The 12,210-nt window shown below is 72.5% G+C and carries 11 protein-coding genes; 5 read left to right on the plus strand and 6 right to left on the minus strand.

All coding sequences use genetic code 11. The features are described from left to right. Nucleotides 1–87: 87 nt before the first annotated feature. Nucleotides 88–1,068: an L-histidine N(alpha)-methyltransferase gene (gene egtD / locus K3N28_RS07625; RefSeq protein ID WP_228091888.1), complete on the minus strand. Its 981-nt coding sequence runs from the start codon at nucleotides 1,066–1,068 to the stop codon at nucleotides 88–90. Nucleotides 1,069–1,138: 70 nt separating this feature from the next. Beyond that, nucleotides 1,139–2,026, minus strand: coding sequence for a carbohydrate kinase (locus K3N28_RS07630; protein WP_228091953.1), 888 nt, complete (start codon nucleotides 2,024–2,026; stop codon nucleotides 1,139–1,141). Nucleotides 2,027–2,529: 503 nt separating this feature from the next. On the opposite strand from K3N28_RS07630, the gene K3N28_RS07635 reads away from it, so the two are divergent. After that, complete coding sequence (locus tag K3N28_RS07635) at nucleotides 2,530–3,138, plus strand: DUF4245 family protein (protein WP_228091889.1); 609 nt, start codon at nucleotides 2,530–2,532, stop codon at nucleotides 3,136–3,138. On the opposite strand, the gene K3N28_RS07640 is transcribed toward K3N28_RS07635, so the two are convergent. The 3 genes from K3N28_RS07640 to xseA are packed head-to-tail and all read right to left on the minus strand — an operon-like array spanning nucleotide 3,135 to nucleotide 5,073. Next, on the minus strand, nucleotides 3,135–3,644 hold the full coding sequence (locus tag K3N28_RS07640) for a tetratricopeptide repeat protein (RefSeq protein WP_228091890.1): 510 nt from the start codon (nucleotides 3,642–3,644) through the stop codon (nucleotides 3,135–3,137). The two genes, K3N28_RS07635 and K3N28_RS07640, sit on opposite strands and share 4 nt — an antisense overlap. Next, a complete protein-coding gene (locus K3N28_RS07645; RefSeq protein ID WP_228091891.1) occupies nucleotides 3,644–3,865 on the minus strand; it encodes an exodeoxyribonuclease VII small subunit in 222 nt (73 codons plus the stop codon). The genes K3N28_RS07640 and K3N28_RS07645 overlap by 1 nt, the downstream gene beginning before the upstream one ends. Then, complete coding sequence (gene xseA / locus K3N28_RS07650) at nucleotides 3,862–5,073, minus strand: exodeoxyribonuclease VII large subunit (RefSeq protein ID WP_374209716.1); 1,212 nt, start codon at nucleotides 5,071–5,073, stop codon at nucleotides 3,862–3,864. The genes K3N28_RS07645 and xseA overlap by 4 nt, the downstream gene beginning before the upstream one ends. Before the next feature lie 113 nt (nucleotides 5,074–5,186). Here xseA and K3N28_RS07655 point away from each other — a divergent pair, with 113 nt between their 5' ends. Then, the gene (locus K3N28_RS07655) at nucleotides 5,187–6,167 is read left to right on the plus strand and encodes a 4-hydroxy-3-methylbut-2-enyl diphosphate reductase (protein ID WP_228091893.1); all 981 of its coding nucleotides are present in this window, start codon (nucleotides 5,187–5,189) and stop codon (nucleotides 6,165–6,167) included. Between the two features lie 41 nt (nucleotides 6,168–6,208). On the opposite strand, the gene K3N28_RS07660 is transcribed toward K3N28_RS07655, so the two are convergent. Continuing rightward, complete coding sequence (locus K3N28_RS07660; protein ID WP_228091894.1) at nucleotides 6,209–7,357, minus strand: DNA recombination protein RmuC; 1,149 nt, start codon at nucleotides 7,355–7,357, stop codon at nucleotides 6,209–6,211. A gap of 41 nt (nucleotides 7,358–7,398) precedes the next feature. Here K3N28_RS07660 and K3N28_RS07665 point away from each other — a divergent pair, with 41 nt between their 5' ends. From K3N28_RS07665 to K3N28_RS07675, 3 genes are all read left to right on the plus strand, one after another. Further along, nucleotides 7,399–8,142 (plus strand): hypothetical protein, encoded by a 744-nt coding sequence (locus tag K3N28_RS07665; protein WP_228091958.1) that lies wholly within the window; start codon nucleotides 7,399–7,401, stop codon nucleotides 8,140–8,142. Nucleotides 8,143–8,387: 245 nt separating this feature from the next. After that, nucleotides 8,388–11,105 carry a S8 family serine peptidase gene (locus K3N28_RS07670; RefSeq protein WP_228091895.1) on the plus strand — a complete coding sequence of 906 codons (2,718 nt, stop codon included), beginning with the start codon at nucleotides 8,388–8,390 and terminating at the stop codon, nucleotides 11,103–11,105. 166 nt (nucleotides 11,106–11,271) lie between these two features. Then, nucleotides 11,272–12,210 (plus strand): SDR family NAD(P)-dependent oxidoreductase, encoded by a 939-nt coding sequence (locus K3N28_RS07675; protein WP_228091896.1) that lies wholly within the window; start codon nucleotides 11,272–11,274, stop codon nucleotides 12,208–12,210.

Consider the following 12,210-nt stretch of genomic DNA (forward strand, 5'->3'; position numbering starts at 1 on the left):
CCACCCTAGCCCGGACCGGGCCGAGGCGTGCCCGATCGCGGGAGCGCGGCATGCCGTTTCCGCACGGCCCCAAGGGCCGCCGGGGGTTCAGAACGCCCGGGCCAGGAACACGCCCATGTAACCGCGTTCGTCCGTCCAGCACCGCACCGGCTCGAACCCGGTGGCCTGGAGCTGGTTCTCCAGCTCGCCGCGGTGGAACTTCGTCGAGATGCCGGTGTGGATCTCCTCGCCCACCGCGAAACTGACGTCCACGCCGAGGGCCGCGACGTCCACCGCCATCGGCTTCATCGCCCGCAGCCGCATGTCCACAGTCGCGGTGTCGCCGTCCCACAACGCGATGTGCTCGAAGTTGTCGGGTTCGAAATCGGCGTCGAGCCGGTGGTTGAGGACGTACAGCACATGCCGGTTGAACTCGGCCGTCACGCCCGCGGCGTCGTTGTACGCCGCCAGGATCACCTCGGGGTCCTTGACCAGGTCGGCCCCGAGCAGGAACCAGTCGCCCGGGCGCAGCGCCTCCCGCAGGTCCCGCAGGAAGTGGCTGCGCTCCATCCCGGTGAAGTTCCCGAACGTCCCGCCGAGGAACGCCACGAGCCGCGTGTCGTGGTGGTCGGGCAGATGCGCCAGGTGGCGGGTGAAGTCCCCGACGATGCCGCCGAGGTACGCGTCCGGATAGGCGGTGGCGAGCTCGAGCAGCACGTCCCGGACCTCGCTCTGCGCGACGTCGAAGGGCCAGAACGCATCCAGACGGCCCGAGTGGGCGAGCGCGCCCAGCACCGGCCGGATCTTCTCGGCCCGTCCCGCGCCCAGCTCGATCACCGACACCGGGTCGGCGCCGAGCGCGTCGGCGATCTCCTCGGCCCGGTCCCGCAGGATCGCCCGCTCGCTGCGGGTCTGGTAGTACTCGGGCTGCTGCGTGAGCTCGCCGAAGAGCGCCGAGCCGCGGCCGTCGTAGTGCAGCCGCATCGGGAGGTACTTCGGGTGCGAGGTCAGGCCCCGCCGGGCGTCGAGTCGGAGCGCCGCGTCGAGGTCGGTCTCGTCGAGGCAGATCCGCAGTTCGGGAGCAGACACAACAAGATCCTATGCCGTCCAGGGCGGCCTCACGCGCGCCTCGACGACGGCGCGTTCGGGAACGCGGTCCTCAGGGGGCGCCCGGGACGGTGCAGGCCTGCGAGGCGATCTGGCTCGCGTAGCGCAGCGCGGCGGCGACCACGCTCTGGTTGCCCCACGCCGGGAGGCGGTCGAGCCGCATCCACCCGGCCGAGGTCAGCCAGCCCAGGAGCCCCGAGGTGAAGGCGTCGCCCGCGCCGATCGCGTCGACCAGCTCCGTCGGAACGGCCGCCATCTCGGTGACATGGCTGCGGTGGAAGGCCACCGACCCGGCGTCGCCCAAGGTCACCACCACCAGTTCAGGGCCGGTTTCGAGCCACTTGCGGGCGATCTCGTCCACCGCGACGCCCGGGTACAGCTTGGCGAGATCGCGTTCGGAGACCCGCACGAGGTTCGCGAGGGCGACGAGCCGCTCGGTGCGCTCGCGGACCTTCTCGGGCTCGCCCATGGCGCTGAGGCGGATGTTGGGGTCGAAGGAGACCGGGACGGCGCGGCGGGCGCGGCTCACCCAGTGCTCGATGACGCGCGCCGAGGGTTCGAGGTACGCGGCGAGGGAGCCGAAGTGCACGAGGTCGACGTGGGCGGGGTCGGGCTTGGGCAGCGCGCGTCCCTCCCAGGCGAAGTCGGCGGTGCCGGTGGTCCAGTAGTCGTAGTCGGCCCGCCCGTCCTCGTCGACGACCGCGAGGCCCAGGGTCGAGGAGAGGTCGGTGCGGTGCAGCCAGTCGCGGTGGACGCCCGCCGCGATGTGGCGGCGCCAGATCTGCCGTCCGAAGCTGTCGCCGCCGACCGCGCCGACGAGTGCCGTGGGGACGCCGCGCCGGGCGAGCGAGACGGCGGTGTTCGCGGGGCCGCCGCCGCACGTGGGCCTGAGCAGGCCGCCGGGGGCTGGGACGAGGTCGATGACGTTCTCGCCTGCCACGAGGATCAAAGGAGGCTCCTTCCGGTCGGGCTCGGGTGCCGCTGCGGAGAGGGTATTGCAGGCGCCGATCGGGCCTGGAGTCGGATTCGCGCCACGGTGGGCGAGGAGGTCCGGTTCGGCGGGGATGGGGCCGGGGCGGGGCATCGAGCGATCGCTCTGAAGGACGCCCCGCGGTCCGGCGGGCGGAAGGGGCGAGCGCTCCGCGGGCGCGTCCGATGCGGCGGAGCGGGGCGGAAGAAGGCGAGCGCTCCGCCGGGAGCGCACCGGGTCCGGTGTGCCGAGCCCGCCCCGGCCCTGTCTCCTGGTCGACCGCGCACTGGCGCTGCGGGTCGCGGCGGCGAGCCTGACCGGGCAGCCGCATCCGGGACTGCCCCGAGGAGCCGTCGGGCCCGACCAGTGCCCGCCTCGGGCCGGAAGCCCCTGAGGCCGCCCGGTGGGACTCGTGGGCCACCCTCGGGCAGGGTGGTGCGGCGACCCGGCGGGCGGGGAGGCAACATGGAGGCATGTCCACCGATGAGGTCAAGGTCGAAGGCGCTGCGGAAGCGGCCGAGGTCGACGGCACCGGCGACGCGCGCGAACGTTCCGCCGAGGGCGGTCCCGTGAAGCCGGCGCGTCCGAAGCCCCGGCGGATGCGCGACATGGCGCTGTCCCTCGCCGTGCTCCTGGTGCCCATCGGCGTGTTCTTCGCGGCATGGCAGTGGCTCGCGGCCGACCGGCAGGTCAGCGTGGTCGACACGACCGAGGACTACACTGCCGCGGCGAGCCTGGGCCTGACGGTGGTCGAACCCGAACTCACCGAGGACTGGAAGCCGATCTCGACCGACCTCGCGGTCGAAGGCGAGACGGTGACGCTGCGGACCGGCTGGTACTCGCCCGAAGGCGACGGCCTGCAGCTCGTCGAGACCAGCGGCACGGCCGCCGACGTGAACGACGCCGTCACGGGCGCGGGCACGCCGGTCGAGGCCGGCGGGATCGAATGGGCCGCCTACGACATGGGCGGCGGCGAGGCCTGGGTCGCCGAGTTCGACGGCGAGACGATCGTGCTGACCGCCGAGCCGGACGGCGTGAACGAACTGCCCGAACTCGCCGAAGCCGTCGCCGCGGCCCTCTAGCGCTCGGCCGCCGGTTCCCGCTCCTCGACCAGGTCGCGGGCGTACGCGCGCAGCGGTCTGGCGTACTGGCGCAGGTTCGCCGACTCGCCGCCGTCCAAGGCGAGTTCCAGCAGCGTCGCGACCGCCTCCCGAGGCCGGTCCGCGTCGACCAGCGCGAGCGCCAGGAACGCGCGGGCGGCGTCGTCGCCGTCGAAGCGTTCGACCGCCTCCCGCAGGGTCGCGACGGCCGCGTCATGGCGGCCGATGTTGCGCAGGGTGCTGCCGTACTGGATCAGGCCTTGGCGCAGGAGGTCGCCGTCGAGGCCGGCGGCGAAGGCCGCCTCGTACACCGGCGCGGCCTCGGCTTCACGTCCGGCGAAGTCGAGCGATCCGGCGTACTCGAAGATCGCGCGGGCGCTCTCCGGGTGCGCGTCGCGCAACTCGCGGAAGTAGGCGATGGTCGCTTCGGGGCGCTCCGCGTCGGCGGCGGCCCATCCCGCGTCGACTGCGGCGGCGAGATCGGCCATCAGTCCTCCGCATCGGGGTCGGTGCGGGCCTTCAGGCGCTCTCTCGCGCCTTCCAGGTGCGACTGGCACATGTCGGCCAGCGCCTCGCCCCGTTCCCACAGCTTCAGCGACTCTTCCAGGGTCGCGCCGCCCGCCTCCAGGCGTTCGACCGTGGCCACCAGTTCGGCGCGCGCCTCTTCGTAGCTCAACTGCCTGCCGCCCTGCGCTTCGTCCGTGCTCAACGTTCCTCCTCCTGCTCCGTCTTCTCTACGATCTCGGCCCGCAGCGATCCGGCCGCGAGGCGCACGCCGATGCCGTCGCCCGCTTCGGCCGCGTCGCGCAGCACCGCGCCGGTCGACTCGTCGGTGACGATCGCGTAGCCGCGGTCGAGCGTGGACTGCGGGGAGAGCGACCGCAGCCGCGCCCGCAGGTGCTCCAGTTCGTCGATCGACCGCTCCAGCCGCGACCCCACTCGCGAGCGCATCCGGTGCTTCAGGTTCGCGACCGCCTCGCCGCGCGCCTCCAGCATCGTCTCCGGCCGGGCGAGCACCGGACGGGCGCGCATCGCGGCGAGCGCGTCCGTCTCCTTGGTGAGCATCACGCTCAGGGCCTGCCGCAGGCGGGTGCGGCTGATGTTCAGGCCGCGCTGCTCCTCGGCGAGGTCGGGCACCACCTTCTTGCCCGCTTCGGTCGGGGTCGAGGCGCGCCAGTCGGCCACATAGTCGAGGATCGGCGTGTCCGGCTCGTGGCCGATCGCCGAGACCACGGGGGTGGCCGCTTCGGCGACGGCCCGGCACAGGGTCTCGTCCGAGAACGGCAGCAGGTCCTCCATCGACCCGCCGCCGCGGGCGATGACGATGACCTCGATGTCGGGGTCGCGGTCGAGTTCCACGAGCGCCGCGCACACCTCGCTGACCGCGCGCGGCCCCTGGACGGCGACCTCGCGGACCTCGAAGTCGGCGGACGGCAGCCGCGCCTTGGCGTTCTTGAGGACGTCGCGCATCGCGTCCGAGGCGCGCCCGGTGATGAGCCCGATCCGGTACGGCAGGAACGGCAGCGGCTTCTTGCGCTCGGCCGCGAACAGGCCCTCGGCGGCCAGGAGCCGCTTGAGCCGTTCGAGGCGCGCGAGCAGCTCGCCGAGGCCGACCTGGCGGATCTCGCGCACGTGCAGCGAGAGCGAGCCGTTCTTGTCCCACCACTGCGCTTGGGCGCGGACGACGACCTGCGCGCCGTCCCGCAGCGGCGGCTCGCACGCGGCGACCGCACCGGTGAAGTCCACGACCCGCATCGAGACCTCGGCGGACGGGTCGCGCAGCGTCAGGTAGACGGTGCGGCCGCGGTGGCTGATCTCGGTGATCTGGCCTTCGGTCCACACCTCGCCGAGGCGGGCGATCCAGTCGCCGATCTTCTTCGACACGACCCGCAACGGCCACGGGTTCTCGGCGCTCATGGGGGCGCCCGGTCCGGTGTCGGGCCGTTCGGGTGCGCTGCGCGGTGCGTCGGTCACGTGGCGAGCCTAACTGGCGGGTGTGACGAAACCGGGCGGCCGGTTACGATCGAGGCGTGGCAGACCCGAAGCGAGTGTTGTTGGCAAAGCCGCGCGGGTACTGCGCGGGCGTGGACCGGGCCGTGGAGACCGTCGAGAAGGCACTGGAGCTCTACGGCGCTCCGGTGTACGTGCGCAAGGAGATCGTGCACAACCGGCACGTCGTGGAGACGCTCGCCGGCAAGGGCGCGGTCTTCGTCGAGGAGAACGAGGAGGTGCCGCCGGGATCGGTGGTGGTCTTCTCCGCGCACGGCGTGGCGCCGGAGGTGCACGACCAGGCGGTCGAGCGCGAGCTCAAGGCGATCGACGCGACCTGCCCGCTGGTGACGAAGGTGCACCAGGAGGCGCGGCGGTTCGCGCGCGAGGACTACGACATCCTGCTCATCGGCCATGAGGGCCATGAGGAGGTCATCGGCACGTCGGGGGAGGCCCCGGAGCACATCCAGCTGGTCGACGGGCCCGACTCGGTCGACGGGATCAAGGTGCGCGACCCCGCGAAGGTCGTGTGGCTCTCGCAGACGACGCTGTCCGTGGACGAGACCATGGAGACGGTGGACCGGCTGAAGAAGCGGCTGCCGATGCTGCAGAACCCGCCGAGCGACGACATCTGCTACGCGACCCAGAACCGCCAGCAGGTGGTCAAGGACATCGCGGCCGAGTGCGACGTGATGCTCGTGGTCGGCTCCAAGAACTCCTCGAACTCGGTGCGTCTGGTCGAGGTCGCGGTGCAGCACGGCGCGCGGTCCGGGCACCTGATCGACTTCGCGCACGAGATCGACGAGGCCTGGCTCGAAGGGGCTTCCACGGTGGGGCTCTCGTCGGGCGCGTCGGTGCCCGACAACCTGGTGCAGGACGTCCTGGCGCACTTGGCCGAGCGCGGGTTCACCAGCGTCGAGGAGTTCGAGCCGGTGACCGAGAAGCTCACCTTCTCGCTGCCGCGCGAACTCGTGAAGGACCTCAAGGCCGCGGAGAAGGCCAAGGCGGCGGCCGCGAAGTAGGCCGGTTCACCCGGCTCCCGCGCGGCTCCGGCCTGGAAGGATCACCGCTCGCGGAACTCGCCCACCGGCTCCGCCTCCCACGTCGGCTTCCGCGTCGGGGTGGTCACCGGGGCCGGGGTCTCCGGCGGTTCCCCCGCCACCTCCAGCTCGCTGAACCTTCTCGCCGTCACCAGCAGGCGCGACTCCACGCTCGCCACCGCCGCGTTGTACGACCCGACCGCCGCCTCCAGCGACGTCCCGAGCCGCGCGAAGTGGCCCGCCACCGTGCCCAGCCGCTCGTGCAGCTCCCGGCCCAGCTTGTGCACCTCCTTGGCGTGCTGCGCCAGCGCCTCCTGCCGCCACGTGTGCGCCACGGTCCGCAGCAGCGCCATCAGCGTCGCGGGCGAGGCGATCACCACGCCCCGCGCGAACGCGTCCTCCATCAGCGCCGGGTCGCCGCGCAGCGCCGCGTCCAGGAACGCGTCCGCCGGGACGAACAGCACCACCATCTCCGGCGTGTCCTCGAACGCCCGCCAGTACTCCTTGCCCGCCAGCGACTCCACGTGCCGCCGCAGGTGCTTGGCGTGGACGCGCAGCAGCTCCTCGCGCACCGCCTCGTCCTCCGACTCCAGCGCCTGGAGATAGGACTGCAGGGGCGCCTTCGCGTCCACGACGAGCGTCCGCCCGCCCGACAGCCGCACCACCAGGTCCGGGCGCAGGCCGCGCCCCTCGACCATGCGGGACTCCTGCTCCGAGAAGTCGCAGTGCTCCACCATGCCCGCGGCCTCGACGATCCGCCGCAGCTGCACCTCGCCCCACTGGCCCCGCACCTGCGGCGACCGCAGCGCCCCCAGGAGCCGTCCGGTCTGCTCGCGCAGGTCCTCGGAGATGTCCGCGACCCCTGAGAGCTGGATCCGCAACTGCGCGTATGCGTCCACGCGCGCCCGCTCCACATCGCCCAGTCGCGACTCGTACCGCGCCAGCGTCTCCGCGATCGGCGCGAGCACTTGACCGACGGCCTGCCGCGAGTGGTCCGTCGCCTCGTACGCCACCGACTTCAGCGTGGACTCCAGGCGCTGCTCGTTGTCCGCCGCGGCCTCCAGCCGGGCCGTCGCCGCCGCCAGCTCCGCCGCCTGCCGCGACCGGCCCGCGAACCAGCCGCCGAACCCGCCCGCCGCCAGGCACACCACCGCCAATAGGACCCACGTCATACGGGCCAGTGTAGGCGCGCCGTCACGGGTAGAGTCGGGCCATGGAGCTGTGGTTGACTCTGCTGGTGATCGCGATCGTCGTCATCGCGCTCGTAGTCCGTTCCAATCGAAGGCGCGCCGAAGCCGAGCTCGCCGACGCCGCGGCCGAGGCCCGGCGCCTCCATGAGCGCCTCGGCGGCCAGACCATGAACCTCGTCGCACCGGGGGACAACCTCCCCGCCGGGCAGGCCCTCGCCGACGCCGGCGAGCGCTACACCGCCGCCGGTTCGCAGCTCGAGTCGGCGGCGTCGATCCACCAGTACCGGCTCGCCGCCGAGACCGCGATCGAAGGCCTCCACTATGTGCGGGCGGCCCGGACCGCCATGGGCATCGACCCCGGTCCGGAGATCCCCGCCCTGCGAGGACAGGAGCGCGTCGGCGTCCTCACCGAGCGCGTCAGCGCCGAGGTCGAGGGCCGCCGCTACAGCGGTTCCCCCGATCCCGACGACGAGAACCGCCACTACTACCCGGGCGGCAGAGTGGACGGACGGCCCGTGCCCGCGGGCTGGTACAACACGCCTTGGTGGAAGCCCGCGCTCGCGGGCGCGGCGGGCGCGTTCGTGGGCCTGATGGTCTTCGACGCCATGCTCGCCCCCGCCTACGCGATGGGCGCGGTCGAGGGAGGCGACGTCGGCGGCGGCGACGCGGGCGCGGACGCGGGCGGCGACACCGGTGACGGCGGCGGCGACTACGGCGATGTCGGAGGCGGGGACTTCGGCGGAGGCGACTTCGGCGGCTTCGAGTAACCCCAGAGGGACCACGAGTCCCGAAGAGACCACAAAGGCCCCTGCCGCATCGCGGCGGGGGCTTTTCCCTGTACCCGAAACGGGAGGGATGCAACCGCGACGGTCCTTCGCGGCGTACCGCTTTCGGGGGCCGCAAAGCGGAGCTACCCCTTCGAACACGTCCATAGTCACCAAATTCCTTCCTCTCGGAGACACCCCCGGTCTCGCGGACGGCACCGCGGGACCACCCCCAACAAGGAGAGTTCGTGACAGTTGCACAGCGGCGACACCGCCGCATCCTGGCAGCCGCATTCGCCGGCGCCCTGGTACCCGCGGCGGCCGCCGGCGGCGCCGCCGCCCAGACACCCGACACCGAGATCCAGACCCTCATCGACCAGAAGGTCGCCCCCGAGCTGATCGAGGAGATCGACGACAAGGGCGACGCGGAGCTGTGGCTCCTGTTCGCCGGTTCCCCCGACTACAGCGCGGCGCTCGACGCCGACACGAAGGAGGCGAAGGGCGCCGCCGCGGTCGAGGCCGCCCAGGAGTACGCCGAGACCTCGCAGGACGACGTCACCGCCGCCCTCGACGAGGCCGGCGTCGACTACGAGTCCTATTGGGGCGCTTCGACGGTGAAGGTCCAGGGCGACGACGAGCTGCTCGCCGAACTGGTCGCCTTCGACGAGGTCGAGGCGGTCGTGGCGGCCCCCGACTACGGGATGATCGAGCCGATCGCCCCTGACGGCAAGGCCGAGAACGACTTCCAGACCTGGGACGCCGTCCGGCAGGCGGCCGTGGAATGGGGCGTCGAGGACATCGGCGCGCCCGACGTGTGGGAGCAGGGCTTCACCGGTGAGGGCATCGTGGTCGCCAGCATCGACACCGGCGTCCAGTACGACCACCCCGCGCTCGTGGAGCAGTACCGCGGCGACAACGGCGACGGGACCTTCACGCACGACTACAACTTCTACGACATCCAGGACGTCTGCCCCGGCGACGCGCCCTGCGACGAGGACGGCCACGGCACCCACACCACGGGCACCATGGTCGGCTCGGAGGGCATCGGCGTCGCCCCCGGCGCGGAGTGGATCGCCGTCAACGCGTGCTGCCCCGACATCGAGACGCTGATCCTGGCGGGCCAGTGGATCGCCGCGCCGACCGACTCGGAGGGCAGGAACCCGGACCCGATCAAGGCCCCGCACGTGGTCAACAACTCGTGGGGCACGACGATTCCGGGCTACGACCCGATCTACGCCGAGGTCATCGACCTGTGGCACGCCTCGGGCATCGTCCCGGTGTTCGCCGCCGGCAACAACGGGCCCGCGTGCCTGACCATGAGCTCCCCGGGCGTGTACGAGAACGTCATCGCCGTGGGCGCGTACGACGAGGCCCACGCGATCGCCGAGTTCTCCTCGCGCGGGCACGGCCTCAACGGCACGTTGAAGCCCGACCTCTCCGCCCCCGGCGTGGACGTCCGCTCGGCCCTCCCGGGCGACGACTACGGCCTCGGCGACGGCACTTCCATGGCCGCACCGCACGTGGTCGGCGCGATCGCGCTGCTCATGTCGGCATCGCCCGCATTGGAGGGCGATTACGAAGCGGTCTACGAGACGCTGACCGGCACGGCCGTCGACACGGCCGACGACCAGTGCACCGGCGACAAGGAGGCCAACAACGTCTACGGGCACGGCCGCGTCGACGTCGAGGACGCCGTCGACGAGGCGCCGGACGGGAAGTTCGGCTCGCTCTCGGGCGAGGTGACCGACCAGGACGGCGAACCGGTCGCGGGCGCCCGGCTCGTGTTCGAGGGCGCGGTGGTCCGCGAGGCCACCACGGGCGCCGACGGCACGTACGACTTCACCCGCATCCCCGCCGGCCGCTACCACGTGACCGTCTCGAAGTTCCTCTACGACACGGTGACCGGCTCCGTGCGCGTCAAGCGCGACGGCGAGGCGGTCTTCGACGCCGCGCTCACCAAGCAGGAGACCCAGGTCGTCGAAGGCGTCGTCCTCGACGGCGGCGGCCACGGCTGGCCGCTCGAGGCGACCGTCTCGACGGCGGGCGGCGAGGCCGCCGGGGCCACCGACCCGTTCACCGGCGAGTTCAGCCTGGAGATCCCCGCCGACGGCGACTGGCCGCTGACGGTGGAGGTCGCCTACCCCGGTTACGAGACGATCGAGGTCGACCCGGCGGACGCGGCCCTGATCGAGGTCCCGCTCAGCCCCGGCTGCCTCGCCCTCGGTTACGGCTCCGACGTGCTCGACGAGCGCTTCGAGTCGCTGACGCTCCCCGAAGGCTGGGAGGTCGTCGACCGCGGCGAGACGACCGGCTGGGTCTTCGACGACCCGTTCGGCTACGGCAACATGACCCCCGGTTCGGGCGGCTTCGCCGAGGCCAACTCGGACTCGGCCGACCCCGAACTCCACGTCGACACCGATCTGATCAGCCCGGTGTTCGACCTGAGCGCGTCCGAGGACCCGACCCTGTCGTTCGCGAGCTTCTTCGTGGACGGCGGGATCGGCGCCGAGGCCGAGGTGCTGGTCTCCGCCGACGGCGGAGCCACCTGGGACCAGGTCTGGCACACCGATGCGGACCTGGAGGCCACGGTCGAGACGGTCGACCTCTCGGCCTGGGCCGCCGAGACCGACCTCCAGGTGAAGTTCCACTTCGACGACCACGACACGTGGGCCTACTGGTGGATGGTCGACAACGTCCGGATCGGCTGCGGCGAGATCGAGGGCGGTCTCGTCCGCGGCACCGTCACGGACGCCGCCACCGGCGACCCGATCGAGGGCGCGGTCGTCACCGACCCGGCCACCGGCGAAGCCGCCACCACCGACGCGGACGGCGGCTACGTGCTGTTCACCGACGCGGGAGCGGCCACGCTGGAGGCGTCCTCGGACGGCCGGGGCACCGACACCGCCGACGTCGAAGTCGAGGCCGACGCCGTGGTCGGCGCCGACTTCGCACTCGAGGCGGCCTGACCGATCAACCGAAGCAGGGCTCCCGCCGATCCACGGCGGGAGCCCTGCTCGCTCCGGGAACGGGCGTGCGGCGCCCCGGCGACGCTCGCGGGGGTCCTGCGGACCGCCGCACCGGATCGCGCCTGGGACTTGCCTTGGAGTGCACTCCAGCTCCTAGCCTGAGACGATGAGCGCACAGCAGCACCCGATCGACTCGGGATTCCACGCCCGCACGACCGCGGCCGAAGTCCTCGCCGGCCTCGACCTCACCGGCAAGACCGCCCTCGTCACCGGCGGCTACTCCGGGATCGGCCTGGAGACCACCCGCGCGCTCGCCGCGGCGGGAGCCCGGGTCCTCGTCCCGGCCCGGCGCCCCGAGGCCGCCGCGAAGGCCCTCGACGACGTCCCGGACGCCGAAGTGGACGAACTCGACCTCGCCGACCTCGACAGCGTCCGCGCGTTCGCCGACCGCCGCCTCGCGGACGGGCGCGCCGTCGACATGCTCATCTGCGGTGCGGGCGTCATGGCCTGCCCGGAGACACGGACGGGCCCGGGCTGGGAACTCCAGTTCGCGACCAACCACCTGGGGCACTTCGCGCTGGTGAACCGTCTCATGCCGCTGCTCGGCGACGCCCGGGTCGTCTCGGTCTCCTCGGGCGGGCACGGCAACTCGCCGATCCGCTGGGACGACCCCCACTTCGAGCAGGGCTACGACCGCTGGAAGGCCTACGGGCAGTCCAAGACCGCGAACGTGCTCTTCGCGGTCGAACTCGACCGCCTCGCCGCGGCCTCCGGCATCCGGGCGTTCGCCCTCCACCCGGGGGCGATCCTGACCCCGCTGCAACGGCACATCCCCCTCGCCGAGCAGCGCGAGATGGGCTGGATCGACGAGGACGGCAACCCGCCGGAGCGCTTCAAGACCACCGAGCAGGGCGCGGCCACCCAGACCTGGGCGGCCACCTCCCCGCAGCTCGACGGCCTGGGCGGGCTCTACCTCGAGGACTGCGAGGTCGCCGAGGTGACCGAGGAGGGCCGCGGCGTCAGGCCCTACGCCGTCGACCCCGACGAGGCGACGCGCCTGTGGGCGTTCTCGGCCGAACTCACCGGCGTGAACGCCTTCGCCTGA

The organism is Glycomyces sp. TRM65418 (assembly GCF_019710475.1).
In the GTDB taxonomy this organism is placed as follows: Bacteria; Actinomycetota; Actinomycetes; order Mycobacteriales; family Micromonosporaceae; genus Glycomyces.

Bases quoted from the DNA above. Each gene is read 5' to 3' on its own strand.
- K3N28_RS07635 (WP_228091889.1), top strand. From the start codon at position 2,530: ATGTCCACCGATGAGGTCAAGGTCGAAGGCGCTGCGGAAGCGGCCGAG.
- K3N28_RS07640 (WP_228091890.1), bottom strand. From the start codon at position 3,644: ATGGCCGATCTCGCCGCCGCAGTCGACGCGGGATGGGCCGCCGCCGAC.
- xseA (WP_374209716.1), bottom strand. From the start codon at position 5,073: ATGAGCGCCGAGAACCCGTGGCCGTTGCGGGTCGTGTCGAAGAAGATC.
- K3N28_RS07660 (WP_228091894.1), bottom strand. From the start codon at position 7,357: ATGACGTGGGTCCTATTGGCGGTGGTGTGCCTGGCGGCGGGCGGGTTC.
- K3N28_RS07665 (WP_228091958.1), top strand. From the start codon at position 7,399: ATGGAGCTGTGGTTGACTCTGCTGGTGATCGCGATCGTCGTCATCGCG.
- K3N28_RS07675 (WP_228091896.1), top strand. From the start codon at position 11,272: ATGAGCGCACAGCAGCACCCGATCGACTCGGGATTCCACGCCCGCACG.